The sequence below is a fragment of the Mesorhizobium sp. WSM4807 genome (assembly GCF_055811615.1).
The window spans coordinates 163,277-187,636 of the sequence record NZ_JBVVQY010000010.1 but is presented as its reverse complement, the minus strand read 5'-3'; the positions used below and the strand labels follow the sequence as shown (position 1 = coordinate 187,636).

24 protein-coding genes and 1 tRNA gene are annotated in these 24,360 nt (G+C 65.2%); 18 read left to right on the top strand and 7 right to left on the bottom strand.

Features of this window, described 5'->3' with window-relative positions; genetic code table 11:
* Positions 1–94 precede the first annotated feature (94 nt).
* The 5 genes from AC0L3N_RS15920 to AC0L3N_RS15900 are packed head-to-tail and all read left to right on the top strand — an operon-like array spanning position 95 to position 6,678.
* The gene (locus AC0L3N_RS15920; RefSeq protein ID WP_473548471.1) at positions 95–3,037 is read left to right on the top strand and encodes a cobaltochelatase subunit CobN; all 2,943 of its coding nucleotides are present in this window, start codon (positions 95–97) and stop codon (positions 3,035–3,037) included.
* Positions 3,034–4,518 (top strand): precorrin-3B synthase, encoded by a 1,485-nt coding sequence (gene cobG, locus AC0L3N_RS15915; RefSeq protein WP_473548470.1) that lies wholly within the window; start codon positions 3,034–3,036, stop codon positions 4,516–4,518. The genes AC0L3N_RS15920 and cobG overlap by 4 nt, the downstream gene beginning before the upstream one ends.
* 2 nt (positions 4,519–4,520) lie before the next feature.
* Positions 4,521–5,162 (top strand): precorrin-8X methylmutase, encoded by a 642-nt coding sequence (locus AC0L3N_RS15910; RefSeq protein ID WP_473548469.1) that lies wholly within the window; start codon positions 4,521–4,523, stop codon positions 5,160–5,162.
* Positions 5,159–5,917: a precorrin-2 C(20)-methyltransferase gene (locus tag AC0L3N_RS15905; RefSeq protein ID WP_473548468.1), complete on the top strand. Its 759-nt coding sequence runs from the start codon at positions 5,159–5,161 to the stop codon at positions 5,915–5,917. The genes AC0L3N_RS15910 and AC0L3N_RS15905 overlap by 4 nt, the downstream gene beginning before the upstream one ends.
* A complete protein-coding gene (locus AC0L3N_RS15900; RefSeq protein ID WP_123151880.1) occupies positions 5,914–6,678 on the top strand; it encodes a precorrin-3B C(17)-methyltransferase in 765 nt (254 codons plus the stop codon). Before AC0L3N_RS15905 ends, AC0L3N_RS15900 begins: the two co-directional genes overlap by 4 nt.
* On the opposite strand, the gene AC0L3N_RS15895 is transcribed toward AC0L3N_RS15900, so the two are convergent.
* Positions 6,642–7,424 (bottom strand): cobalt-precorrin-6A reductase, encoded by a 783-nt coding sequence (locus AC0L3N_RS15895; protein ID WP_473548467.1) that lies wholly within the window; start codon positions 7,422–7,424, stop codon positions 6,642–6,644. The genes AC0L3N_RS15900 and AC0L3N_RS15895 overlap by 37 nt on opposite strands.
* Before the next feature lies 1 nt (position 7,425).
* Between AC0L3N_RS15895 and cbiE the strand changes: the two genes are divergently transcribed.
* From cbiE to cobT, 7 genes are all read left to right on the top strand, one after another.
* On the top strand, positions 7,426–8,667 hold the full coding sequence (gene cbiE, locus AC0L3N_RS15890) for a precorrin-6y C5,15-methyltransferase (decarboxylating) subunit CbiE (RefSeq protein ID WP_473548466.1): 1,242 nt from the start codon (positions 7,426–7,428) through the stop codon (positions 8,665–8,667).
* Positions 8,664–9,173 carry a cobalamin biosynthesis protein gene (locus AC0L3N_RS15885; RefSeq protein WP_473548522.1) on the top strand — a complete coding sequence of 170 codons (510 nt, stop codon included), beginning with the start codon at positions 8,664–8,666 and terminating at the stop codon, positions 9,171–9,173. Before cbiE ends, AC0L3N_RS15885 begins: the two co-directional genes overlap by 4 nt.
* Positions 9,170–9,934: a precorrin-4 C(11)-methyltransferase gene (gene cobM, locus AC0L3N_RS15880; RefSeq protein ID WP_473548465.1), complete on the top strand. Its 765-nt coding sequence runs from the start codon at positions 9,170–9,172 to the stop codon at positions 9,932–9,934. The genes AC0L3N_RS15885 and cobM overlap by 4 nt, the downstream gene beginning before the upstream one ends.
* Entirely contained in the window at positions 9,931–10,749 is an 819-nt protein-coding gene (gene cobA / locus AC0L3N_RS15875; RefSeq protein WP_473548463.1) for a uroporphyrinogen-III C-methyltransferase, read from the top strand. Before cobM ends, cobA begins: the two co-directional genes overlap by 4 nt.
* Positions 10,746–12,056, top strand: a complete 1,311-nt coding sequence (locus AC0L3N_RS15870; RefSeq protein WP_473548462.1) for a cobyrinate a,c-diamide synthase — start codon at positions 10,746–10,748, stop codon at positions 12,054–12,056. The genes cobA and AC0L3N_RS15870 overlap by 4 nt, the downstream gene beginning before the upstream one ends.
* Before the next feature lie 63 nt (positions 12,057–12,119).
* Entirely contained in the window at positions 12,120–12,899 is a 780-nt protein-coding gene (locus AC0L3N_RS15865) for an adenosylcobinamide-GDP ribazoletransferase (RefSeq protein WP_473548461.1), read from the top strand.
* A gap of 24 nt (positions 12,900–12,923) precedes the next feature.
* Positions 12,924–13,934 (top strand): nicotinate-nucleotide--dimethylbenzimidazole phosphoribosyltransferase, encoded by a 1,011-nt coding sequence (gene cobT, locus AC0L3N_RS15860; RefSeq protein WP_473548460.1) that lies wholly within the window; start codon positions 12,924–12,926, stop codon positions 13,932–13,934.
* Between the two features lie 115 nt (positions 13,935–14,049).
* On the opposite strand, the gene AC0L3N_RS15855 is transcribed toward cobT, so the two are convergent.
* Together AC0L3N_RS15855 and AC0L3N_RS15850 are read right to left on the bottom strand one after the other, a co-directional pair.
* Positions 14,050–14,125: transfer RNA gene (locus AC0L3N_RS15855), tRNA-Lys, on the bottom strand.
* Positions 14,126–14,230: 105 nt separating this feature from the next.
* On the bottom strand, positions 14,231–15,142 hold the full coding sequence (locus AC0L3N_RS15850) for a PhzF family phenazine biosynthesis protein (protein WP_473548459.1): 912 nt from the start codon (positions 15,140–15,142) through the stop codon (positions 14,231–14,233).
* Between the two features lie 112 nt (positions 15,143–15,254).
* Here AC0L3N_RS15850 and AC0L3N_RS15845 point away from each other — a divergent pair, with 112 nt between their 5' ends.
* The 4 genes from AC0L3N_RS15845 to AC0L3N_RS15830 all read left to right on the top strand — a co-directional run bounded on the left by AC0L3N_RS15845 (position 15,255) and on the right by AC0L3N_RS15830 (position 18,882).
* Positions 15,255–16,547, top strand: coding sequence for an efflux RND transporter periplasmic adaptor subunit (locus AC0L3N_RS15845; RefSeq protein ID WP_473548458.1), 1,293 nt, complete (start codon positions 15,255–15,257; stop codon positions 16,545–16,547).
* Between the two features lie 4 nt (positions 16,548–16,551).
* Positions 16,552–17,256, top strand: coding sequence for an ABC transporter ATP-binding protein (locus AC0L3N_RS15840; RefSeq protein ID WP_473548456.1), 705 nt, complete (start codon positions 16,552–16,554; stop codon positions 17,254–17,256).
* A gap of 2 nt (positions 17,257–17,258) precedes the next feature.
* A complete protein-coding gene (locus tag AC0L3N_RS15835; RefSeq protein WP_473548455.1) occupies positions 17,259–18,476 on the top strand; it encodes an ABC transporter permease in 1,218 nt (405 codons plus the stop codon).
* A 124-nt stretch (positions 18,477–18,600) separates the two neighbouring features.
* On the top strand, positions 18,601–18,882 hold the full coding sequence (locus AC0L3N_RS15830; RefSeq protein ID WP_473548453.1) for a hypothetical protein: 282 nt from the start codon (positions 18,601–18,603) through the stop codon (positions 18,880–18,882).
* Positions 18,883–18,941: 59 nt separating this feature from the next.
* Here AC0L3N_RS15830 and AC0L3N_RS15825 read toward each other — a convergent pair whose 3' ends face one another.
* Both AC0L3N_RS15825 and AC0L3N_RS15820 read right to left on the bottom strand, forming a co-directional pair.
* On the bottom strand, positions 18,942–19,658 hold the full coding sequence (locus tag AC0L3N_RS15825) for a hypothetical protein (protein ID WP_473548452.1): 717 nt from the start codon (positions 19,656–19,658) through the stop codon (positions 18,942–18,944).
* A gap of 11 nt (positions 19,659–19,669) precedes the next feature.
* A complete protein-coding gene (locus AC0L3N_RS15820) occupies positions 19,670–20,782 on the bottom strand; it encodes an endonuclease/exonuclease/phosphatase family protein (protein ID WP_473548451.1) in 1,113 nt (370 codons plus the stop codon).
* A gap of 155 nt (positions 20,783–20,937) precedes the next feature.
* Between AC0L3N_RS15820 and AC0L3N_RS15815 the strand changes: the two genes are divergently transcribed.
* Together AC0L3N_RS15815 and AC0L3N_RS15810 are read left to right on the top strand one after the other, a co-directional pair.
* Entirely contained in the window at positions 20,938–21,546 is a 609-nt protein-coding gene (locus AC0L3N_RS15815; RefSeq protein ID WP_473548450.1) for a BA14K family protein, read from the top strand.
* A gap of 202 nt (positions 21,547–21,748) precedes the next feature.
* On the top strand, positions 21,749–22,033 hold the full coding sequence (locus AC0L3N_RS15810; RefSeq protein WP_123151893.1) for a PilZ domain-containing protein: 285 nt from the start codon (positions 21,749–21,751) through the stop codon (positions 22,031–22,033).
* A gap of 52 nt (positions 22,034–22,085) precedes the next feature.
* Here the strand turns inward: AC0L3N_RS15810 and AC0L3N_RS15805 are convergent, their stop codons facing one another.
* On the bottom strand, positions 22,086–23,066 hold the full coding sequence (locus AC0L3N_RS15805) for a DUF3592 domain-containing protein (RefSeq protein WP_473548449.1): 981 nt from the start codon (positions 23,064–23,066) through the stop codon (positions 22,086–22,088).
* A gap of 251 nt (positions 23,067–23,317) precedes the next feature.
* Positions 23,318–24,337, bottom strand: coding sequence for a ketol-acid reductoisomerase (gene ilvC, locus AC0L3N_RS15800; protein WP_258123577.1), 1,020 nt, complete (start codon positions 24,335–24,337; stop codon positions 23,318–23,320).
* Positions 24,338–24,360: the final 23 nt, after the last annotated feature.

The window sequence follows — 24,360 nt, the reverse complement described above, 5'->3', positions numbered from 1 at the left end:
CCCCCCCCCCCCCCCCCCCCCCCCCCCCCCCCCCCCCCCCCCCCCCCCCCCGGCCGGGGGCCCCCCCCCCCCCGCGGGGGGGGTGGGGGACGTCGTGCCCATTCTCTTCTACCGTTCGATGCTGCTCGCCGCCGATGTCGCGCCGATCGACGCATTGTTCCAAGCCCTCGGGCAGCGTGGCATCATCCCTGTCCCCATTTTCGTCTTCAGCCTCAAGGATCCGGTCTCGCTGGCCTTTGTCGAGACCGCGCTCGCGTCTTTGAAGCCTGCTGCTATCATCACCGCCACGGCCTTCGCCTCCGGTGCTGAGCCCGGCGTCGAAACCCTGTTCGACCGCGCCGGCGTTCCTGTCTTCCAGGTAATCGTGGCGACGACACACCGCGATGTCTGGCAAAACAACCAGCGTGGCCTGGCGCCCGCCGACCTGGCCATGCATGTCGTCCTGCCCGAACTCGACGGCCGCATTCTCGCCGGCGCCATTTCCTTCAAGGGAGAGAGCGAGGTCGATCCGGCGCTGGCCTTCCGCGCTTTCGCCAACCGGCCGGAGCCGAACCGCGTGGCGCAGGTGGCGAACCGTGTCAAGGCGTTCGTGCGCCTGCAGCGGACGCCGCGCGAAAAACGCAAGCTCGCCATCCTGATCCCCGACTATCCAAGCGCCCCCGGTCGCACCGGCTATGCCGTCGGTCTCGATGTGCCGTCCAGCGTGCTGGCGATGCTGCATGACCTGAGCGAACAGGGGTATGCCGTTGAAGGGATTCCTCAAACGCCGCGCGAGTTGCTGGAGATGCTGGAGTCGGCCGACCAAGGGTTGGCATTGAAGGAGTATCTGACGTTCTCGAAGGAATTGCCGCCGGCGGCCATCGCTGCGGTAGAGGCCGCGTGGGGGAATGCGGCAGATGAGACAGTTTTGTGCGATGCGCCCCCCTCTGTCCTGCCGGACATCTCCCCCACAAGGGGGGAGATTGCGCCCTCATCTCTGCTTTCGCCAATTTCCAACGCTGCGGGAAGAGAGCCGGCAATGGAGCTGCCAATCTCCCCCCAAGTGGGGGAGATGTCCGGCAGGACAGAGGGGGGCGCCACAGAACGCCAATCTTTGAGTTTGGCGAACAACAGGCATTTCCCCTTCCGCGCCGCCACCTTCGGCAACATCACCGTAGCACTCGCCCCCGATCGCGGCCGTCCCACGAACCGCCGCGCTGACTATCACGACCCGACATTGCCGCCGCGCCATGCGCTGATCGCCTTCGGCCTGTGGCTGCGCAAGACGGTCGGCGTCCATGCCCTCATCCATGTCGGCGCCCATGGCACGCTGGAATGGCTGCCCGGCAAGACCGTGGCACTCGGCGAAACCTGCTTCCCCGAGATCGTCACCGGTCCCCTGCCCGTCGTCTATCCCTTCATCGTCTCCAACCCGGGAGAGGCCGCACAAGCCAAGCGGCGCATTGCCGCCGTCACCCTCGGCCATCTGCCGCCGCCGCTGACCGGCGCCGGACTGGACGAAAACCAGCACCAGCTTGAACGGCTGGTCGACGAATATGCCCAGGCTGACGGGCTCGACCGCCGCCGTCGCGATCGCCTGGCAAGGCTGATCGTCGAAACCGCTGAAAAGACCGGTCTCGCTTCCGAGGCCGGCGTCGCCGGAACCGACGCGCCCGACGAAGCGCTGCGCCGCATCGACGCCTGGCTCTGCGACCTCAAGGATTTCGCCATCAAGGACGGCCTTCACATCTTTGGCCGCTCAGCCGAGGGCGAGACCGATCCGCTGCGCGAGCAAAGTGCGGCGGCCGAGAAGTCAGCATTCATCGCGGCCCTCGACGGCCGCCATGTCGCTGCCGGTCCTGCCGGCGCGCCGGCGCGTGGCCGGCGCGATGTCCTGCCGACCGGCCGCAACCTGTTCACATCAGATCCACGTACCATGCCGACGCCGACATCCTTCGATCTCGGCAGGGCGGCCTCCGACGAGGTCTTGCGCAGCTACATGCAATCGCATGGCGACTGGCCGCGCTCGCTGGTCATCGACCTTTGGGGCTCGGCCTCGCTGCGCACCGGCGGCGAAGAGATCGCGCAAGGGCTGGCGCTGATGGGCTGCCGGCCGCAATGGGATTCTGCCACCGGCCGCGTCACCGGCATCGAGGTGCTGCCGCCGGCCACCCTTGGCCGCCCGCGCGTCGATGTCACCTGGCGCATTTCAGGCCTGTTCCGCGATATGTTCCCGACCCAGATCGCCCTGATCGATGCGGCCGCCAACGCCGTCGCCGCCCGCGACGAGGACGCGACGGAAAACCCGCTCGCGGCAAAGGCCCGCGCTGACGGTAAGATCAGCCCGCGCATTTTCGGCACCTCGCCCGGCACCTACGGCGCCGGCGTCGAGGATTTATTGTCGAGCGGCGACTGGGCCGCGCGCGAAGAGATCGGTCGCGCCTATCTCGACGCCACTTCGCATGCCTATGGCGGCGCCGACGCGGAAGGGATTTCGTCGCCAGGCGCTTTTGAGGACCGTATCGCCGAGGCCGACCTTCTCGTCCATACCGGAGACGATCCCGGCCGCGATATTTTGGAAGGCTCCGCCGATGTCGCCTTCATTGGCGGCTTTTCGGCGGCGCTTGCGGCCCTCGGCAAGAACGCCGACGTGATCGTCCTCGACACCACGGACCCGCAAAAGCCGAAGCCGCGCTCGATCGGAGAAGCGGTGTCGCGCGTCGTGCGGGCGCGTGCCGTCAACCCGCGCTTCATTGCCGGCCAGATGCGGCACGGCCCGCGCGGCGCTTCGGAATTCGCCGAGACGGTCGACCGGCTGGTCGGCTTTGCCGAGACCACTAATGCCATATCGGGCGCGCTGATCGAGGCCGTGCACGACGCCTATCTTGGCGACCCCACGGTCCGGGCGTTCATCCTGCGTGAAAATCCGGCGGCGGCGAAGGTCATCGCCGAACGTCTGCTTTCGGCGCGACGGCGCGGCCTCTGGCACCCGCTGCGCAATTCCATCGATGACGATCTCGCCGCCTTGATCGCCCAAGCCCAGGGGATGGCGGCATGAACGCCTTCTCCCGACGCGGCGCCTGCCCCGCTTTGTCCGCGCCGATGCAGACCGGCGACGGTCTTCTGGTGCGGCTCAATCCGGTCGCTGGAGGACTCTTGCCGAAATCCCTGATCGGACTCGGTGAATCCGCCTTGCGGCATGGCAACGGCATCATGGAAGTGACCGCACGTGGCAGCCTGCAGATACGCGGCCTGACACCGGCAAGCGCGCGGCTGTTGGCAGTGGAAACCGACGCGCTCGGCATCGCCGTGCGTACCGGCGTGCCGATCGAGACCGGGCCGCTGGCCGGGCTGGATCCGGAAGAAGTTGCTGACCCGCGCCCATTAGCCGAACGCTTTCGTGCAGCGATCGAGGAAGCAGGCCTTCCGCCGCGTCTTGGCCCGAAGGTTTCGGTGATCGTCGACGGCAGCGGGCAGCTGACCATGAATGCGGTAACGGCCGATGTGCGGCTGGCAGCAATGCGGACCGATGCGGGAACGCAGTGGCAGGTGACTGTCGCCGGCGACGGTCAGACTGCGACGCTACTCGTCATGGTCAAGGAAGATGAGGCCTGTGATATCGCCGTCGCGATTCTGAGGATGATCGCCGAAAAAGGCCGCGAAGCCCACGCAAGGGATGTGACGGCAAGGCAGCTGAGATCTCTCGCCAGTTGGCATTCCTTCGCGCCCCCCTCTGTCCTGCCGGACATCTCCCCCACGAGGGGGGAGATTGCGCCCTCGTCTCCGCTTTCGCCAATCACCCGAGGTGCTAAGGGGGAGCCGCCGGCGAAGCTGCCGATCTCCCCCCAAGTGGGGGAGATGTCCGGCAGGACAGAGGGGGGCGCCGTGGAACGCCTTCCTGGGCCGGCTCGCTTGCCCATTGGCGTTTTCGATCTGACAGATGGCACCGCCCTTGGCATCGGCCTTCCCTTCGGCAGCATGCCGGCGCAAAAACTCATCGAGCTCACGCAACAGGCCCTCACCCTCGGCGCAACCGAAATCCGCCTGGCGCCGGGCCGCGCGCTGCTTTTTCTCGGCCTGCCACCGGCCGCCTGCCCCCAGCTGCGGGACATCGCCACCACCCTCGGCTTCGTTACCGACGCTGCCGACCCACGCACGAAAATCGCCGCTTGCCCCGGTACGCCGGCCTGCGCCTCCGGCCGGATCGCCACGCGCGACATCGCCGAGACCATCGCCGCAGAAAACCGCGACCTCCTCGATGCCTCCGTCACCCTGCACATTTCCGGCTGCGCCAAGGGCTGTGCCCATCCCGGCCCGGCAGCGCTGACACTGGTCGGCGGCGAAAATGGGGCCGGACTTGTCGTGGACGGGACGGCAAAAATCCTTCCCGCCGGATACAGGCCTGGTTATGACGCCGCGCGCGGCATTGGCCGCATTGCGGCAGCCATCCGCGAAGCACGATTTCGAGGCGAGACCACCGCCGCCTGCCTGACAAGGCTTGGCGCGGCCGGTGTCACCGAACTCTACCGACAGGACTGAACATGCCCGCCCACACCGCCTACGACTACATCCATGACGGCACGGCGATCTATGAGCGCTCCTTCGCCATCATTCGCGCCGAGGCCGACCTGTCGCGGTTTTCCGATGCCGAGGCCGATGTTGCCATCCGCATGATCCATGCCTGCGGCCAGGTAGAGGCCGCGCAGCACTTTGTTTTTTCCGAGGATTTTGTTGCCGCCGCTCGCACGGTGCTGGCAGCCGGCGCGCCGATCTTCTGCGACGCTCAGATGGTCTCGCACGGCGTGACACGCGCCCGGCTGCCGGCCGGCAACGAGGTGATCTGCACGCTGCGCGATCCGCAAACTTCCGAGATCGCGAAAAAGATCGGCAACACCCGCTCCGCTGCAGCCATCGACCTGTGGGGCGAGCGCATGGCGGGTTCGGTCGTCGCCATAGGCAATGCGCCGACAGCACTTTTCTACCTGCTGGAAAGGCTGCGCGACGGCGCGCCAAAGCCTGCGGCGATCATCGGCATGCCGGTCGGTTTCGTCGGCGCTGCCGAATCGAAGGACGCGCTGGCCGACAATTCCTATAGCGTGCCCTACGCAATCGTGCGCGGCAGGCTGGGCGGCAGCGCCATGACCGCCGCAGCACTCAACGCATTGGCGAGGCCGGGCCTGTGAACGCGATTGCAAAAGGCAGGCTTATAGGCGTCGGCACCGGTCCCGGCGACCCCGAACTGCTGACGCTCAAGGCCGTGCGCGCGCTGGCCGAGGCCGACGTGGTTGCGCATTTCGCCAAGCGCGGCAACAACAGCAACGCGCGCGCCATCGTCGGCGCACATTTTCGTCCTGATTTGATCGAGTTGCCGCTGCTCTATCCCGTGACCACTGAAATCGACAAGGATCACAGCGATTACCGGTCGCAGATAATGGATTTCTACGAAGAGTCGGCCGAAAAGGTCGCCGAGCATCTCAGCGCCGGCAGGATGGTCGCGGTGCTTTCGGAAGGCGACCCGCTGTTCTACGGCTCCTACATGCATCTGCATGTCAGGCTGGCACATCGCTTCCCAACCGAAGTCATTCCCGGCGTCACTGCCATGTCCGGCTGCTGGTCGGCGACCGGAACGCCGATCGTCCAGGGCGACGACGTGCTAACCGTGTTGCCGGGCACGATGAGCGAATTCGAGCTGACGCGCCGCCTCGCCGATACCGATGCCGCCGTCATCATGAAGGTCGGCCGCAACCTGCCCAAGATCAGGCGCGCACTCGAAGCGACCGACAAGCTGGCGCGCGCCGTCTATGTCGAGCGCGGCACCATGCCGGGCGGCGTCTCGATGCGGCTGGCCGACAAGCAGGACGATAAGGCGCCCTATTTCGCCATCGTCCTGGTCGCCGGTTGGTCAGGCCGGCCCGCCGCATCGGGAGCCGAAACATGAGCGGCCGCCTGACCGTCATCGGCCTTGGGCCCGGCAATGCCGACCAGGTGACGCCGGAGGCAAGCCGCGCCGTCGCCGAGGCAAAATTCTTCTATGGCTACAAGCCGTATCTCGACCGGCTCGATCTGCGCCCCGACCAGACCCGCGTCGCCTCGGACAATCGCGAGGAGCTGTCCCGCGCCAAGGACGCGCTGATAAAGGCTGCGCAGGGCCACGATGTCGCCGTCGTCTCGGGCGGCGACCCCGGCGTCTTTGCCATGGCGGCAGCCGTCTGCGAGGCGATCGAGGCCGGCCCGGCCGAATGGCGTGCCGTTGACGTGGCGATGCTGCCGGGCATCACCGCAATGCTCGCGGTTGCGGCCCGCATCGGCGCGCCGCTCGGCCATGATTTCTGCGCCATCTCGTTGTCCGACAATCTAAAACCCTGGGACCTGATCGAGCTGCGGCTGCTGGCGGCGGCGGGCGCCGGCTTCGTCATCGCGCTTTACAATCCGATCAGCAAGGCGCGCCCCTGGCAGCTTGGCCGCGCCTTCGAATGCCTTACGGCGATCCTTCCGGGCACCACACCGGTCGTCTTCGGCCGTGCCGCCGGCCGTCCCGACGAGCGCATCGAGGTTTTTCTGCTGGCGGACGCCGATGCGGAAAAGGCTGACATGGCGACCTGCATCATCATCGGCTCGCCGGAAACCAGGATCATCAAGCGCGGTGAAAAACCGGCGCTGGTCTACACGCCGCGTTCGGCGGCGGGCGCAAGAAAATGACTGACCAAAAAATGATCGACCATTGCGGCAAGCGCTTCGACGGTTTCCGCCGACGGGACATCCGGCAGCGCCGGCCTGCGGATCATGACCACCTCGATGCCGAGTGCCCGCGCTGCGGCGATCTTGCCGTAGGTCGCCTCGCCGCCGCTGTTCTTGGAAACGACGACGTCGATGCAGTGTTCCAGAAGCAGTGCACGTTCGTCGGCTTCCCGGAACGGCCCGCGCGCCAAGAGATAGGTAGCATCAGGCACAGCGAGCCTTGGCTCGACCGGATCGACACTGCGGATGAGATAGTGATGTTGGGGTGCGGCCTCAAAAGCGGCGACCTCCTGCCGGCCCAACGCCAGGAGGGCGCGGCGCGACACAGCGCCCAGCGCCGTCACCGCGCTGGAAACGCTGTCGACCAGCGTCCACCGGTCACCTTCGGCAGGCTCCCAGCCTGGGCGCCTGAGCGCAACGAGGGGCACGCCGGTGTTGCCCGCCGCCTCCGCTGCGTTGGCGGAGATTTTCGCCGCATAGGGATGCGTGGCGTCGATCAGCAGGCCGACGTCGGTCTCGCGGAGATACGCCGCCAGTCCATCGGCGCCGCCGAAACCACCCACCCGCGTCGGCACACCTTGCGCGACAGGATTTTCGGTGCGGCCGGCCAGCGACAGCGTGAGCGACACATCGGTGCGCGCGGCCAGCTTTCTCGCCAGTTGCCGGGCTTCGGTGGTTCCGCCGAGGATCAGAATGCGGTGGGTCATCATGCCTGCTGAAGGTCCGCGCGCCGCCCGGCTCACACAAAAATGGCTAACGATCGTCGGCATCGGCGAGGACGGTGTAGCGGGTCTCGGCGAAGAGGCCAAGCGGCTGATCGCCGAGGCCGAATTCGTCTTCGGCGGCAAGCGCCACCTTGCCCTTGTCGCGTCATTCGCCAAAGGCGAGGCACGTGCCTGGCCGATCCCTTTCGATGCCGAGATGCGCGACGTGCTGGCACTTGCGGGTAAAAAGGTCTGCGTGCTGGCTTCAGGCGATCCGTTCTTCAATGGCGTCGGCGTCACCCTTGCTCGCAAGATTCCTTCCCAAGAGATGCAGGTGATCCCCGCCCCTTCGGCCATGTCGCTGGCCGCCGCCCGCCTCGGTTGGGCGCTGCAGGATATCGAGACCATTTCGCTGCACGGCCGCTCGATCGACCTGATCCGGCCGCTGCTGCATCCGGGCACCCGCATCCTTGCGCTGACCTCGGACGGCGATGCACCAGCGGCGATCGCGCGCCTGCTGACCGAACTCGACTTCGGCGCCTCACGGCTGACGATTCTGGAGGCACTGGGTGGCCCGAACGAAAGGCTGCGTTCGGCGCGCGCGGACGCCTTCGACCTGGAAAAGATCAATCCGCTCAACGTTCTGGCAATCGAAGTTGACTCAACTTCGGAAGCACGCATCCTGCCGCTGACATCGGGCCTTGCCGATCATTTGTTCGGGCACGACGGCCAGATCACCAAGCGCGAGATCCGCGCCATCACCCTGTCCGCCCTCGCCCCCAGGCGCGGCGAATTGCTGTGGGACATCGGCGCCGGCTCGGGTTCGATCGGCATCGAATGGATGCTGGCCCATCCCATGATGCGCACCATTGCCATCGAGGCCGATCCAACCCGCGCCGCCCGCATCCACCGCAACGCCTCACATTGCGGCGTGCCGGGCCTTGTCGTGGTCGAAGGCTCGGCACCAAAGGCGCTTGCCAAGCTAGGCACGCCCGATGCGATCTTCATCGGCGGCGGCGGCAGCGATACCGGCGTGCTGGGCACGGCGATCAAGGCCCTGCGTGTTGGCGGCCGGCTGGTCGCCAACGCGGTGACGCTGGAGATGGAGGCGCTGCTTCTCGCCCGTCACGCCGCGCTCGGCGGCGATCTCACCCACATCTCTATCTCCCGTGCTTCACCGGTTGGTTCGATGCAGGCATGGCGGCCGGCTATGCCGGTCACCCAATGGAGCTGGGTCAAGCCATGATGATCGCGGGCATCGGCAGCCGCAAAGGCGTGAGAGTGCAAGACGTTCTTGCGGCGATAGAAACCGCGCTGGAAGCGCATGGGCTGGCGATGACGGCGCTGTCTGCCTTGGCGACGACCGAATTCAAACGCAGCGAAGAGGCCATTTTTGCTGCCGGCCGTGAACTCGATCTCCCGGTCATAGTGGTGGATGTTGCTGGCTCTGAACCGTCGCTCCCCCTCACCCGGCCTCCGCTTCGCTCGGCCGACCTCTCCCCGAGGGGAGAGGAGATCACGCACGCTGGCGCCAGTCTCTTCTCCCCAGCGGGGAGAAGGTGGCCCGAAGGGCCGGATGAGGGGGCCGCTTTGCTCAGCCGTTCCGACCTGTCGCAGGAACATGCCGGCACGCCGTCGGTTTCCGAAGCCTCCGCGCTTGCCGCCGCCGGAAAAGGCGCGAAATTGCTTGGGCCGCGCATCGTGCTCGGCCCGGTCACCTGCGCCATCGCCATCAGCGGAGATGCGGCATGACCGTCCACTTCATCGGCGCCGGACCGGGCGCGGCCGACCTCATCACCTTGCGCGGCAGCCGGCTGCTGGCAAGCTGCCCAATCTGCCTCTATGCCGGCTCGATCGTCGCCCCGGAGCTGTTGCAGCACTGCGCGCCCGGCACGAAATTGATCGACACCGCGCCAATGTCGCTCGACGAGATCGAAGCCGAGTACGTGAAGGCCTATCAGGCCGGCCACGATGTGGCGCGTCTGCATTCCGGCGATCTGTCGGTGTGGAGCGCCGTTGCCGAGCAGATCCGCCGGCTGGAAAAGCACGGCATCCCCTACAGGCTGACGCCGGGCGTGCCCTCCTTCGCTGCTGCCGCGGCAGCGCTGCGCCGCGAGCTGACCATTCCCGAAGTCGCGCAAAGCCTGGTGCTGACCCGCATCTCCGGTCGTGCCTCGAAAATGCCGCCCGGCGAAACCCTGGCCGGCTTCGGCCGCACCGGCGCGACGCTGGCCATTCACCTTGCCATCCAAGCCGTCGATCGTGTCGTCGCCGAGCTGACGCCGTTCTATGGCGCCGATTGCCCGGTGGCAGTCGTCTTCCGTGCCTCCTGGCCGGACGAGCGCGTGCTGACCGGCACGCTGGCGACAATCGAGGCGCAATTGGCCGCCGATCCGATGGAGCGCACGGCTATCATCTTCGTCGGCCGTTCGCTGGCAGCGGAAGGCTTTCGCGAGAGTTCACTTTACGACGCCCACTATCAGCGGCGTTTTCGCGGACGGGACGGACTGTGAACGACAGCACCGGAAACAGAGGTGGAAACACCACAATCGAACAGGCTTTGGCCCGGCTGAACTTCAAGCCGCGCCAGCTGGCGCCTGGCCATGTCTGGCTGGCCGGCGCCGGCCCCGGCGATCCCGGCTGCCTGACGCTGGAAGTGCTGGCGGCACTCGGGCAGTGCGATGCCCTCGTCTACGACGCGCTGGTCTCGCCCGATGTTGTCGCTGTCGCTGAGGCCGCGGAGCTTTTCTACGTCGGCAAGCGAGGCGGCCAGCCGTCGATGAAGCAGGACGACATCACCGCTCTGCTGGTTCGGCTGGCGCGAGAAGGCCGCCGCGTCGTCAGGCTGAAGGGTGGCGACCCCTATATTTTCGGTCGCGGCGGCGAAGAGGCGCTTGCGCTGGCGCGCGAAAACATCCCGTTCCGCGTCCTGTCCGGCCTGACTTCGGGCCTCAGCGCGCTTGCCGGTGCCGGCATCCCGGCCACCATGCGCGGCATCAACAAGGCGGTGATCCTGGCCACCGGCCACGCCGCCGGCACCGATGACGACCTCGACTGGGCGGCAATCGCCCGCACCGGCCAGCCGGTCGTCGTCTATATGGGCATGGCCAATCTGCCGCTGATATCAGCCTCGCTGCTCGAGGGCGGACTGGCGCCGTCGACGCCGGCGGCGGTGATCGTTGCCGCGACGACGCCGCAGGAGCATATCGTCGTCGCCACGCTCGCCACCATCGCCGAGGAAGCGGCTGCCGCCGGCCTTGCCGCGCCGGCGCTGATCGTCGTCGGCGGCATCGTCGCGATGCGCGCGGCATTGGCGGGCGAGCCATGACCCGCGCGATCATCATCGGCGCGCCGCGCTCGGGCTCGGGCAAGACCAGCGTCACCATTGGTCTCCTGCGCGCGCTCGCCAGGCGCGGCCTGAAAGTGCGCGGCGCCAAATCCGGCCCCGATTATATCGACCCCGGCTTCCACACCGCCGCGACAGGCCTTTCCGGTGTCAATCTCGACAGCTGGGCGATGCCGCCTGCCCTGCTCAACGCGCTGGCAGGCGACGCAACTGAAGACGCCGATTTCATCTTCCTCGAAAGCGCGATGGGCTTGTTCGACGGGATTCCCGCTGCTGCGGGCCGCACCGGCTCGGCCGCAGATCTTGCCCGGCTCTACGGCCTGCCCGTGCTGCTAGTGCTCGATGTTTCCGGGCAGTCGACCACGGCGGCGGCCGTCGCCAAGGGTTTTGCTACCTATGACCCCGCTGTGCGCATGGCCGGCGTCGTGCTCAACCGGCTGGGCAGCGAGCGTCACCGCCGACTTTGCGGCGACGCGATCGAAGCGCTCGACCTGCCAGTGGTCGGCGCGATCCTGCGCGATCCATCGCTCAACCTGCCGGAGCGCCATCTCGGCCTCGTCCAGGCCGGCGAATATGAGAATTTGATGGTGCATCTCGACCGACTGGCCGACATGGTCGAACGCTCGCTCGACCTCGACGCCATCATGGCGCTGGCGGCACCATTTGAACCTGCGCCGGGCAACTTCAGCGACGCGCTGCCACCGCCCGGCCAGCGCATCGCACTGGCCGAGGACGCCGCCTTCACCTTTCTCTATCCGCATGTCGCGGCGCATTGGCGCAAAGCCGGGGCGGAAATCGTCCCCTTTTCGCCGCTCGCCGACGAAGCGCCCAGCGACAGTTGCGATGTCTGCTGGCTGCCCGGCGGCTATCCCGAGCTTCACGCCGGCCGCCTTGCGGCGGCTGCGAATTTTCGGGCCGGCATTGAGGCGTTTTCGGCAACGCGGCCGGTGCATGGCGAGTGCGGCGGCTTCATGGTGCTCGGCGAAGCGCTGGAGGACGCATCGGCAGAGACGCACAGGATGCTCGGCCTGCTCAGTCACTCGACCAGTTTTGCCAAGCGAAAGATGAATCTCGGCTACCGCGAGGCGCGGCTGCGCGCCGATTGCCCACTGGGGTCCCAAGGCACGCTGATCCGCGGCCACGAATTCCACTATGCGCAGATGAGCGCGACTGGCAATGAGGAGCCATTGGCCGACCTCGCTGACGGCCAGGGCAATCCGCTCGGCGCCTCCGGTTACCGCCGCGGCCATGTCAGCGGCACGTTCTTCCATGCCATTGCGAGAGGCTAGAGCATGATCCCGAACCGGAGGTCCGCGTCAGCGAAAAGTGGGAACCGGTTTTCGGAATAGATCATGCTCAAACTCAAGGACATGCCCCCTTCGCCCCGCCAAGCGCTCGATGACATCGCGCTCTGCTTCGTCTTCTTCACCCGGCTGCCGCTGCCGGTCGTCGATCTCCGGGACCGCAGCCTTGCTGCCGCGATCTGGGCAGCGCCGGTCGCCGGCCTCGTCGTCGCTCTGATTGGCGCCTTGGTTTACGCGATCGGGACCCGGCTCGGCCTTGCATCTGGCCCGGCAGCGGCACTTGCCCTTGCCGCGACCTTGCTCGCCACCGGCTGCATGCATGAAGACGGACTTTCGGATGTCGCCGACGGTTTTGGCGGCGGCAAGACACGCGAGAAAAAACTGGAGATCATGCGCGACAGCCGCATCGGCGCCTATGGCGCCTGCGCGCTCGCTCTGTCGCTGCTGACCCGCTGGAGCGTGCTTTCGGAATTCGCCAGCCCGGCCCAAATGTTCTGGGCTCTCATTGCCGCACATGCCGCTTCGCGCGGCTTGTTCGGCGCTTTCATGCATCTGTTGCCGGCGGCGCGCAGCGACGGTCTCTCGGTTGACGCAGGCATCGTGTCCGCCGAAACCGCCATTGCCGGTGCCGTGCTCGGCGCCGTCGCGCTGCTGACGCTAGGGTTCGGTGGCGCTGTCGCCGCGCTCATCCTGCTCGGCCTGTTGTTTGCCGCCTTCCGTATGGTGTGCCTCAGCCAGATCGGCGGCCAGACCGGCGACACGGTCGGCGCGCTGCAGCAGTTTGGCGAGATCGCAATCCTGCTCGTCGCTTCCGTTCACCTTTCCTGACTCTGTTTCGGAGACTTTGCCCCCATGCCTTTCAAATCGCTTAATGAATTGCGCGCGGCCTGCCTCGACCTGCCTGCCGGCAGCGACGCTGCGGCAAATGCCGTCGCCCGCCGCCAAAACACGCTGACCAAGCCGCAAGGCAGCCTCGGCCGGCTGGAAACCATAGCGGCTTGGCTTGCTCGCTGGCAGGGTCGCGACATGCCGCAGCTCGATCGCGTCAAAGTCTTCGTCTTTGCCGGCAACCACGGCGTCACCGCACAGGGCGTGTCGGCCTTCCCGTCAGAGGTCACCGTGCAGATGGTGGCGAATTTCGCCGGCGGTGGCGCTGCGATCAACCAGCTCGCCCGCATCGCCGGCGCCGAACTCGACGTCATTCCGCTAGACCTCGACCGTCCGACCGGCGACTTCACGCAAGAGCCGGCGATGGACGACGAGGCGTTCCTCGCCGCCGTCTCGGCCGGCTACGGCGCCGTGACGAAAGGCCTCGATCTCGTCTGTTTCGGCGAAATGGGCATCGGCAACACCACCCCGGCTGCCGCCATTTCGGCAGCCTTGTTCGGCGGCGGCGCGGAAAAATGGACCGGGCGCGGCACCGGCGTCGACGATGCCGGCTTGGTGCGCAAGATCACCGCCATCGAGGCCGGCCTCAAGCGCCATGCCGAGGCTCTCAGCGATCCGCTGGGGATCGCGGCAGCCCTTGGCGGGCGAGAACTCGCTGCCATTTTCGGTGCCACGCTGGGCGCGCGCCATCACGGCGTGCCGGTGCTGCTCGACGGCTTCGTCTGCACCGCCGCCGCCGCACCCCTGGCAAGATTGCACCCCGCCGGCCTCGCCCACACGCTTGCCGCCCATGTCTCGGCCGAATCCGGCCACCGTCGCCTGCTCGAGGCACTCAACCTGCCGCCGCTGCTCGATCTCGGCATGAGGCTCGGCGAAGGTTCAGGCGCCTGTCTCGCCGTCAACATCGTCCGTTCGGCGCTCGAATGCCACGCCCGCATGGCAAGTTTTGCAGAGGCCGGCGTGTCGGAGAAGTAAATGCTCGCAAACTCATGAGAGGCGACACGGCTCGATACAGGGACGTGAGACGGCATTTATCGTCTCACGTTCTCACCCTGTTCCACGGTCTTTCCACCTAAGTCTTTGAAATCTTTGGTGGGTGCGACAGGGATCGAACCTGTGACCCGCTGATTAAGAGTCAGCTGCTCTACCAACTGAGCTACGCACCCACTCGCCGGTAAAACCAGCGTCGGCGGGCATATAGCCGCCGCCATCCGCCATGTCCAGCCCTGCCGGATTCATTTCCCGACAAATCGCTGAAGTGCCGCACATCGTCAGACAAACAGCTTGCCTTCCGCCACTTTTACCGCATGGCCGCCGATGCGGGCGGCGGCGAGTTTGCCGCCTTCGACATTCAGTTCGAGGCGGATGCGCGAAGGCCGGCCCATCTCCAGCCCTTGCTCGATCCACAGTCGCGAGACTCCGTCTCGCGGGCCGTCGAAATGCATGATCGCGCCGGCGAAGGCGGCCGCCGCCGAACCGGTCGCCGGATCTTCATAGGAAGGATTGCCCGGCACCATCATGCGGACATGGAAGGCGCTGTCGTGGTTCACCGTCTCGCGGCAGTAGACATACGGGCTGGCGAAGGCCCATTCGCTCTTGCGGGGTGCCAATTCCGACCACGCCTGGTTGTCCAGCCTTATCCGGGCGGCGGCCTCCAGATCGGCGACCGGAATGGTCACATAGGGCACGCCGGCCGACCAGAACGAGACGCGGTGATTCTCGAAGCCGACTTCGTGTGGCCCCAGCCCAAGTGCCGCGCCGATAGCCTCCGGGTCAGCGACAAGTTCCAGTGGCTCCGGCAGTTTGGCCAGGTCGAACTCGGCAAAGGTGGCGCCATCATGCTTGCTGACGGCGCAGCGCACCGGGCCAATATTCTCCTCCAGGACGAAGATGCCGGCGGTGTCGCCATCGCCAGCCATTTCGGCAAGCGCAATCGCAGCACCCACCGTCGGATGGCCAGCGAACGGCATCTCATAATCGGGCGTGAAGATGCGGATGCGGGCGCGGTGCTTGGGATTGTCAGGCGGCAGCACGAAAACGGTTTCCGACAGATTGAACTCGCGTGCGGTGGCCTGCATCGCGGCCGTGTCCAGTCCCTTGCTGTCAAGCACGACGGCCAGCGGATTTCCGGCCAGCCGCTCGGTGGTGAACACGTCGTAAAGTAAGTAATTCCGGGTCAGCATTGTAGAAAGCCTTCTGCCTCAATCCCAACATGGGCGAAATTTAATTTGATATTTGAACCATTAGGCCTGATCTGTGCCCTGATGGGATCATCACTGTTTATAGGGGTCCGGCGTGGACCAGATTGTCAATCTGCCAAAGACGGAATCCACTTCCGACATAGAGACGGCGCTCGGACTTGACTACCTGGGTCTGAAGAAGAAACGCCGGCGCGGCTGGCTTTATGGCCTGCTTGTGCTGGTCGTCATCGCCGCAAGCCTTGCCGGCTACCAGTGGTATGCCGTGTCTCCAGCCAAGATCGACTATACCACGGTGCCGGCCGCTGTTGCCGACCTCACCGTCGAGGTGTCGGCGACCGGCACGCTGCAGCCCCTCACCCAGGTCGACATTTCGAGCGAACTGTCCGGCGTCGTCCGCTCGGTCTCGGTCAACGAGAACCAGCAGGTGAAGAAGGGCGATGTGCTGGCGGCGCTCGACACCGCCAAGCTGGAGGTGCAGATCGAGCGCGCCGAGGCTTCCGCCAAGGCGGCGGCCGCCAATGTCGAGACCGCCACCGTAACCCTCACCGAAAACGAAAGGGCGCTTGTGCGAGCGGCGGCGCTCACCAAACGCGGCATGGCGACGGACCAGTCGCTTGAAGCGGCGACCGCGACGCGCGACCGCTCCAAGGCAGCGCTCGACAGCGCCAAAGCCAATCTTGCCATCGCCAATGCCGATCTCAAGGCGCAGCAGACGGACTTCGCCAAGAGCACCATCTATGCGCCCATCGACGGCATCGTTCTGACGCGCTCGGTCGATCCCGGCCAGACGGTTGCCTCCTCGCTGCAGGCGCCGGTGCTGTTCGTCATTGCCGCCGACCTCAGAAACATGGAGTTGAAGGCAGCGGTCGACGAGGCCGACATCGGCGCGGTCAAGCCCGGCCAGCATGCGCGCTTCACCGTCGACGCCTTTCCGGAACGGCCGTTCGATGCCGAGATCCGCGACATTTCCTACGCTTCGGTCACCACCGACGGCGTCGTCACCTACGACGCGCGGTTCGAGGTCGACAATAACGAGCTACTGTTGCGGCCCGGCATGACTGCCACCGTTTCGGTCGTCACCAAGCAGGCAAAAGGCGTGCTCACCGTACCGTCGACGGCTTTCCGTTACCGGCCGGCGCAAACAGCCGCCCGCAGGTGGAGCCTGAGCGACCTGTTCACGGGCCGTATGGGCCGTCCAGGCGGCAACCGCCAGCGCCAGGCGACGGCGCAGCCCACCGACGGCTCGCGCACGCTCTACGTGCTGGAGAATGGCCGGCCCCGGCCGGTCAACGTCAAGATCGGCTCCACCGATGGCGAACTGACCGAGATCACCTCCGGTCTCGCAGAAGGTGCGCAAGTCATCACCGCAGCGCAGCAGCGGAGCTGAAATCATGTCAGGCTCGCCGCTCATCACCTTCGACAAGGTCTGGAAAAGCTACGGCCAGGGCGAAGCCACGGTCCATGCGCTGGCTGGCGTCGACCTTGCTATCCGCCGCGGCGAATTCGTCGCCATCATGGGCCCGTCCGGTTCGGGCAAGTCGACGGCGATGAACATCATCGGTTGCCTCGACACGCCGACGGCCGGAACCTACAGCTTCATGGGCATCGACGCCGGTCGTCTCGACCGCAACCGCCGCGCCATGCTGCGCAATCTCTATGTCGGCTTCGTCTTCCAGGGCTACAATCTCCTGCCGCGCACCACCGCGGTGGAAAATGTCGAACTGCCGCTGATCTATCGCGGCGTCGCCGCCCGCGAGCGTCATGACCTCGCCATGAAAGCGCTGGCCGAGGTAGGCCTTGTCGGCCGCGAGCACCACACGCCGGCCGAGCTCTCCGGCGGCCAGCAGCAGCGCGTGGCGATCGCACGCGCCATCGTCACCAGGCCGACCCTGCTCGTCGCCGACGAGCCGACCGGCAATCTCGATACCGCCCGCACGCACGAGATCATGGAACTCCTGACGCGGCTGAACACTGAGCTTGGCCTCACCATCGCCATGGTCACGCACGAGGCCGACGTCGCCGCCTATGCCGAGCGCACAATTCGCTTCCTCGACGGCCACGTCGCCTCCGATGCCATGAACCTCGAGGTGGTGTGACCGTGATCTGGGAAACTGTCCGCCTCTCGCTGCTTTCGGTCCGCCGCAACGTGCTGCGCTCGTTCCTGACGCTGCTTGGCATCGTCATCGGCGTCGCCGCCGTCATCGCCATGCTCACCATCGGCTCGGGCACCACCGAAAAGGTAAAGGCCGACATCTCCAAGCTCGGCAGCAATTTGCTCGTCGTCCGTCACGGCCGCCCGGCCGGGCCTGGCGGACCGGGAGGGCTCGACCAGGTCACACGTCCGCTCGGCAGCAAGGAGCTTGCCGCGCTCATCACCCATCTGAGCGGCGCCCGCGCCATTTCGCCCGCCTCGCAAAAGCAGGTCCGCGTCATCTTCGGCACGGAAAGCCTGACGTCGGGTGTCACCGGCACCGACAGCGCCTATCTCGACGCGCGCGACTGGAAGCTGGTTTCAGGCCGCCCGTTCAGCGATTCGGAAATCCGCTCGGGTACCGGCGTCTGCCTGATTGGCGAAACCGTGCGCCAGCAGTTCTTCGGCGCCGGCGACCCCGAAGGCGAGATCATTCGCGTCAACCGCACCTCGTGCAAGATCATCGGCCTGCTCGAGCCGAAGGGCTATACCGGCTTCGGCCAGGACCAGGACAATGTCGTGCTGATGCCGCTCGCCGCCTACCAGCGCCGCATCGCCGGCAACCGCGACATCGACTCGATCTACGTCGCCGCCGACGACCGGACGCCGACCACCGAGCTGCTGCCGCGCGTCGAGGACATCTTGCGCGACACACGCCGCATCCCGCCGGACCGCGAGGACGATTTCTCGATCCGCGACATGACCCAGATCGCCGACGCCATGGCCAGCGCCACCACGACAATGACCGGCATGCTGGGAGCGGTCGCCGGCGTTAGCCTGTTGGTCGGCGGCATCGGCATCATGAATATCATGCTGGTGTCGGTCACCGAGCGCACCCGCGAGATCGGCATCCGGCTGGCCATCGGCGCGCATGAAAAGCATATCCTCATCCAGTTCCTGGTCGAGGCGACCGTGCTGTCGCTGCTCGGCGGCATTATCGGCATCCTGATCGGCCTGGCGCTGGCCGGCCTCGCCTCGCTGACCCTGGCCATCCCGTTCGCGCCAAGCCCGGCGGTAATCCTGCTCGCCGTCGGCTTCTCGGCGCTGATCGGCATGGTGTTCGGTTTCTTCCCGGCGCTGCGCGGCGCACGGCTCGATCCGATCGACGCACTGAGGCATGAATAGCGCGGCGGAGCGTGCGCCGCCTTCAGACGTCCCACGAAATTTTTGACGCTGCCGTCGCCCTCCCCCTGTCGCGAAACAGACCGCGGTGATAGCAATCGCCTCGGGGACACGGGGGAATAGTGGGATGAGCAAGAAAGAGCGAGTGGTTTTGGTGACGGTGATCATCGAGGCTGCATTGGCGGGGCTTTGGTGGTATTTGGCCAGCTATGGCGTGGCCAATCCCGATCATGTCACCGCCGATTTCCAGCAGGTTGTCGGTCAGACGATGGGAACGGCGATGGGTGCGCTGTTGGGTATCGGCGTCATGCTGTTTTTCGTCGCCGCCCGCAAGACCGCAGAACCATCGAAGACAAAATGCGTCGTTAGAGCGACGTGCGTCCACTTGGACGCACAAAGTACCCTCTAACACTTTGAATCGGCGCATCGTGCTTTCCGAGAATCGATTCCGATTTTCGGGCCGATGCGTTAGTCCTTGTCGGCAAAGTGCCACTCGATCAGTGGCTTCATATGCGGCATCAGCCCGTCCGGCAGGTCATCGGCATTGCGGATGATGACAGGCCCGTCGATTTCCGGCTCTGCCTCGGCGGCGACAAAGGCACTGATGCGCTGCGCGACCTCGTCGGCGGATGCCGTCTCGCGATAGCGGCGAAAGATCACCGTGCCGGTTGCCGTCGACAGGGCATAGTAGCGCCTGCCGCGTGTCGCGCCGGCAAGGTCGAGGCCGGTTTCTTCGCGCACCTCGCGGATCATGTTGAAGTCGACATCGACAAGGCCATCGCGGAAATCGGTCGGCTCGAACGAGCCGGCGGCGAAGTAGACGCGGCCGGCATTGACCGTGTGCGACGCCATGCGGATCGCCACCAGCGCATTGTCGCCGGCGACCAGCATGGCATGGGCATAGGCGTGCTCGGCCCCAGCCACCTGGCGATTGCCGCGCCAAAGCATGAAGGTCGAGTAGCGCACCGCATGACAGCGGCCGACGAGGCTGCTGCCGCGATAGCGGAGCGCCGAAAGCAGCACCACGGTGCCGTCGAACAGCGCCGGGTTGGCTGCGGTCTCGCGCCGCCAATTCTCGGCGATCGCTTGCGCATTATCGCGCTCGAACGGATGCGGGCCGGGGTCGAGCCTGACGTCGACGGCGTCGACCGGCAGGATGATGTTGCGCGGCAGGTCGAAGCTCAACGAAACGATCCTCAGGCCATTTCCAGCGTGATCGCCACCGGACAATGATCCGAGGCCTTCGGCCGGTCCCAGCCGGCACGCGGAAAGCGGTCCACCTCCTGGCCCGCCGGAAAGATCGTGCGCCAGGGCTGGCCGTTGCGGATGATGTCGGGAACGGCGGTCGCATTCTTGGCTGCCAGTGCCTTCGACAACAGGATGTAGTCGAGCTGGCACAGATGCCGCTCTTGCGGTCCGCGCGTATGGTATAAGGTCCAACGGTCCATCTCCGGGCGCCGCTCGACCGCATTCTCGCAAAAGCCGCCGGCGGTGAGCACGTTGAGGCAGGACTGGCTCTCATCGATCACCTCGAAGCGGTAGCCGTCAAAGGCGTCGCCGGAGATCTTCACGCGCTGCCGATAGTCATTCATGTCGCCGCAGATCGCCCAGCTTTTATCGGCGGCATGATCCCCACCGAAACGCTCCTCGATGATCCGGCGCACCGCTTGCGCCTCGGCGATGCGCAGCGGCATTGTCGCCTGGCGCCCGTCGAGACCGTTGCGGGGCGAGCCCATCGACTTGAAGTGCACCAGATACAGCGTCAGCGGCACGCCACCGACTGTCAGGTCGATTTCCAGGCAGTCGCGCCGGAAGATGCGCTGGTTGGCCTGATGCCCAAGCGCTGCCAGTTCCGGCGTGTGCAGGCCGAATTGTTCGAACGTGACATAGGCGTGGCTTGTCATGCGCACGAATTCGATCGGCTGGCCCTGCGCGGTCTCGTTGCGCATCATCACGGCGACGTCGATGCCGCGCGAATCATTGCCGGCTGTGGTGTATTTCTGGCGGTAGCCATGCCCGACCATCTTGAACAGATAGCCGTATTCGAAAGCCTTCAGCGCCTCGATATTGTCGACCTCCTGCATGCAGATGATGTCGGCGCGGGTGGCTGCGATGGCCAGTGCCGTCAGCTGGCGCGTGTCGTCGGATAGCGCGAGCGCCCGCGCCTGTTCCAGCATTTTGTATTCGGCCTCGCTCTGGATATCGAAGAGCGCCAGCGTGCGATCTTCATGGAGCTGGTTGCGGTATCCGGAAAAATCGAACCTGTTCATCAGGTTTTCGACATTGAAGGTGGCGAGGCGCAGGGACATGGCGGTGACCTTTGCCCACAAGCGCAGCCGAAAACAAGGGGGCTGGGCGATGCCCATTCATGGTTGATGGAACCTTTCCGTTCATCTTCCGTTCAGACGCAAAGGTCCATGATTAAGGGTTAGTCTGAGTGGGGCCTGAATCTTCGGAGAGTGAAATGAAACCGCTCTTTTTGACTACCATTCGATCGGGCATGTTGACCTTGGGTCTTGTTTCCGGCCTCTCGGCGCCTTCCATGGCCGGGCCCATTCAGCCTGACGTCCCGCTCCCAACTGCTGCCGCGGCACGCGAAATCGTGCCGGTGCGCGATAGCTGGGCTGGCGGCAATAATAACGTCTGGATGCGTGGCCGTAATTTCTCCCGGAACTGGAACCGTGGCAATTGGAACCGTGGCAACTGGAACGGTGGGCGGCACTGGCGCCGCAACTGGAACGGTGGGCGGCACTGGCGCCATAATCGTGGCCGGTACTACGGTGGCGGCCATTACGGCCGTTACTACGGTGGCGGCTATTACGGCCGTTACTACGACGACGATGACAACGGCGCCGCCGCGCTTCTCGGTTTGGGCCTTGGGTTCGGCCTTGGCAGCCTGTACCAGGGCTACTACAACCAGGGCTACTACAACCGGGGCTACTACAACAACGGTTACTATTCGAGCGCCCATGTCCGCTGGTGCTACAATCGTTACCGGTCGTATCGCACCTGGGACAACACGTTCCAACCCTATAACGGCCCGCGCCAGCAATGCTGGTCGCCCTATCGCTGATCGACTGATGCATTCCAGACGGCGCCGCCCCTCGCGGCGCCGTTTCCGCCTGGCTCAGCCTTCTTCTGAACTGTTCTTTGTCCGGCCAGGGCACCGCGAAATCGTTTCGCCGCCGACGATAACGCTATGTTTATCCGGCAGGCCTAGTTATCTTGCCGATCGCACCACATGAAATGCGACGATCGCCGGGGATTGGCGCGCGATGGCTGAAGACGAACACCGGGACAAACGCAGGCAGCGCGTCTTCAAGGGCGCGACGATCCTGACCGGCATGACCAGGTCCGAGGTCACGTGCACGGTGCGCAACATGCATGACGGCGGCGCCGAACTGAAGGTCTCGATCGATGCTCGCGTGCCCGACGAATTCCTGCTCTATGTGCCGACCGACGGCATCGCCTACAAGGCAGTGGTCCGCTGGCGCCGCGAGGACCGCATCGGCATCATGTTCACCGGCACCGAGCCAAAGCCCCACTGGCACTACGGCTAAATCCCCCGAACCGCGTCCTCTGAGCAGTCGACGAAGTTAGGAGAGAAATCTCCTAGAATACCCCGACGAGCAGTGCGGCCCCGGCAAGGAAGACAGAGGCGGAGACCCACAGGACCCAAAGTCCTCGCACCCTGCATTCGAGAACGGCCGCAGCGGGATTGGCGGGATCGTAGTGGACCTCGACCTTGTCGCCCTGGAGGTAGCGCTGCGATTGACCGCTGACGAGGCTTGGCAGCGAGGCCGTCAGATTCGAGCCGAAAGCGACGCGGTCGGCGGCATAGCGCTGGCCGGCGACGCTATAGCTATAGACGACGCGGGATTTGAAGACCGTTCGCCAAGGCCGGTACCCACCGCCCTTCAACCTGTCGCGGATCTGGAATTTCTGCAGGCCCGATGCGTCGATGCGTCCCGTGGTGACAGGCCATCTGGCCGCCTGTTCCGCTAGCGACTTCTGGGCAATGCGCATGCGCAAGGTAAATAGCCCCATCACAAGCAGCAGGGCCCCCGCGCCGAGGTTCTGCGGCTTGGGCAAATGCGGCCTGATCGCCTCCAGGACGCCGCCGATGGAGATGACCAACACAACGGCGCCAATCAACAGCCCCGCCGAAAGCTGGACCATGAACTTGAGGGCGCCATCGGGCATGTTGCGCTCGATCACGGCCTTGGCCGGATCGGAAGGGTCATAGAAAACGGTTACGTCGGCTCCCTTGGGAAACCGCGCAAGGGTTTCGGGAACGGCGAAGTTTCCGACATTCTCCTGCACGCTGTAGCGCGAACTGCAGAACGTTTTCCCGCCCACCTTGTACTCGAAGGTGATCGCCGGGAAGCTTCGAGTCTCGGTTGAACCTCTGCGTTGCGAGCCGGATCCCGAACTGGTCACCTCGCGAGCCTCCACTCGTGACGAGACGATCTTTCCAGGGGTCGGAAACCAGCGGCTGACCGCCCTCACCTCTCTCCACTTCAACAGCGTAGCAACGCTCAGCATGCCGGCGACCACGCAGGCGAACCCGACCAACAGAAGTTTGAGTTCCAAATCTGCCCCCTCGGCAACGCATGCCTGCGCATGCATACCACGACGGCGAGAATACCGCGTCTGTTCAAAGACCGGCGAGATCACACGGCCTTTGATTTAAAAAAACCGGCGGAGCGCTCCGCCGGTTTTTCTCGGCATTGATAAAATCGTGAATTAATTCTTGGCCTTGTCGACCAGCCTGTTCTTCGAAATCTCCGCGCGCCCGGAGGGCGAAGCCCGAGGACGCGCAAGAAAACGAACGTGGAGTTCGATCAGTTCTTGGCCTTGTCGACCAGCTTGTTCTTGGAAATCCATGGCATCATCGCGCGCAGCTTGGCGCCGACTTCCTCGATCTGGTGGCTGTCGTTGTTGCGGCGGATGCCCTTGAAGCGCGACATGCCGGCGCGGTATTCCTGCATCCATTCCGAGGTGAACTTGCCGGTCTGGATATCCTTCAGCACGCGCTTCATCTCGGCCTTGGTGTCGGCGGTGATGATGCGCGGGCCAGAAACATATTCGCCCCATTCAGCAGTGTTCGAGATCGAGTAGTTCATGTTGGCGATGCCGCCCTCATAGATCAGGTCGACGATCAGCTTGACCTCGTGCAGGCACTCGAAATAGGCCATTTCCGGCGCATAGCCGGCTTCCACCAGCGTCTCGAAACCGGCGCGGATCAGCTCGACCAGGCCGCCGCACAGCACAACCTGCTCGCCGAATAGGTCGGTCTCGCATTCCTCGCGGAAATTGGTCTCGATGATGCCCGAACGGCCGCCGCCGACACCGCAAGCGTAGGACAGAGCGAGATCGAGCGCATTGCCCGAAGCGTCCTGGTTGACCGCGACCAGGCACGGCACGCCGCCGCCCTTCTGGTATTCGCCGCGCACCGTGTGGCCAGGCCCCTTCGGCGCGATCATGACGACGTCGACCGATGCTTTCGGCTCGATCAGGCCGAAATGCACGTTGAGGCCGTGGGCGAAGGCGATCGCCGCGCCGTCGCGGATGTTCGGCGCGATCTCGGATTTGTAGATGTCGGCCTGCAGCTCGTCTGGCGTCGCCATCATCATCAGGTCGGCCCATTTGGCGGCCTCCGCCACGCTCATCACCTTGAGCCCGTCGGCCTCGACCTTTTGGGCGGTTGCCGATCCGGCCTTGAGGCCGATGGCGATGTCCTTAACGCCGGAATCCTTGAGATTGAGCGCATGCGCCCTGCCTTGGCTGCCATAGCCGATGATGGCGACCTTCTTGCCCTTGATCAGGTTGAGATCGGCGTCGCGATCGTAATAGACACGCATTTTTCTTTCCTTCCCGTTTTGAA

Excerpts from the sequence above, each read along its gene's own strand:
- AC0L3N_RS15870 (WP_473548462.1), top strand. The coding sequence starts at position 10,746 with ATGACCCGCGCGATCATCATCGGCGCGCCGCGCTCGGGCTCGGGCAAG.
- AC0L3N_RS15885 (WP_473548522.1), top strand. The coding sequence starts at position 8,664 with ATGATGATCGCGGGCATCGGCAGCCGCAAAGGCGTGAGAGTGCAAGAC.
- AC0L3N_RS15830 (WP_473548453.1), top strand. The coding sequence starts at position 18,601 with ATGAGCAAGAAAGAGCGAGTGGTTTTGGTGACGGTGATCATCGAGGCT.
- cobT (WP_473548460.1), top strand. The coding sequence starts at position 12,924 with ATGCCTTTCAAATCGCTTAATGAATTGCGCGCGGCCTGCCTCGACCTG.
- AC0L3N_RS15820 (WP_473548451.1), bottom strand. The coding sequence starts at position 20,782 with ATGTCCCTGCGCCTCGCCACCTTCAATGTCGAAAACCTGATGAACAGG.
- AC0L3N_RS15815 (WP_473548450.1), top strand. The coding sequence starts at position 20,938 with ATGAAACCGCTCTTTTTGACTACCATTCGATCGGGCATGTTGACCTTG.
- cobG (WP_473548470.1), top strand. The coding sequence starts at position 3,034 with ATGAACGCCTTCTCCCGACGCGGCGCCTGCCCCGCTTTGTCCGCGCCG.
- AC0L3N_RS15895 (WP_473548467.1), bottom strand. The coding sequence starts at position 7,424 with ATGACCCACCGCATTCTGATCCTCGGCGGAACCACCGAAGCCCGGCAA.
- AC0L3N_RS15840 (WP_473548456.1), top strand. The coding sequence starts at position 16,552 with ATGTCAGGCTCGCCGCTCATCACCTTCGACAAGGTCTGGAAAAGCTAC.
- AC0L3N_RS15910 (WP_473548469.1), top strand. The coding sequence starts at position 4,521 with ATGCCCGCCCACACCGCCTACGACTACATCCATGACGGCACGGCGATC.
- AC0L3N_RS15850 (WP_473548459.1), bottom strand. The coding sequence starts at position 15,142 with ATGCTGACCCGGAATTACTTACTTTACGACGTGTTCACCACCGAGCGG.
- AC0L3N_RS15810 (WP_123151893.1), top strand. The coding sequence starts at position 21,749 with ATGGCTGAAGACGAACACCGGGACAAACGCAGGCAGCGCGTCTTCAAG.
- cobM (WP_473548465.1), top strand. The coding sequence starts at position 9,170 with ATGACCGTCCACTTCATCGGCGCCGGACCGGGCGCGGCCGACCTCATC.
- AC0L3N_RS15900 (WP_123151880.1), top strand. The coding sequence starts at position 5,914 with ATGAGCGGCCGCCTGACCGTCATCGGCCTTGGGCCCGGCAATGCCGAC.
- ilvC (WP_258123577.1), bottom strand. The coding sequence starts at position 24,337 with ATGCGTGTCTATTACGATCGCGACGCCGATCTCAACCTGATCAAGGGC.
- AC0L3N_RS15865 (WP_473548461.1), top strand. The coding sequence starts at position 12,120 with ATGCTCAAACTCAAGGACATGCCCCCTTCGCCCCGCCAAGCGCTCGAT.
- cbiE (WP_473548466.1), top strand. The coding sequence starts at position 7,426 with ATGCCTGCTGAAGGTCCGCGCGCCGCCCGGCTCACACAAAAATGGCTA.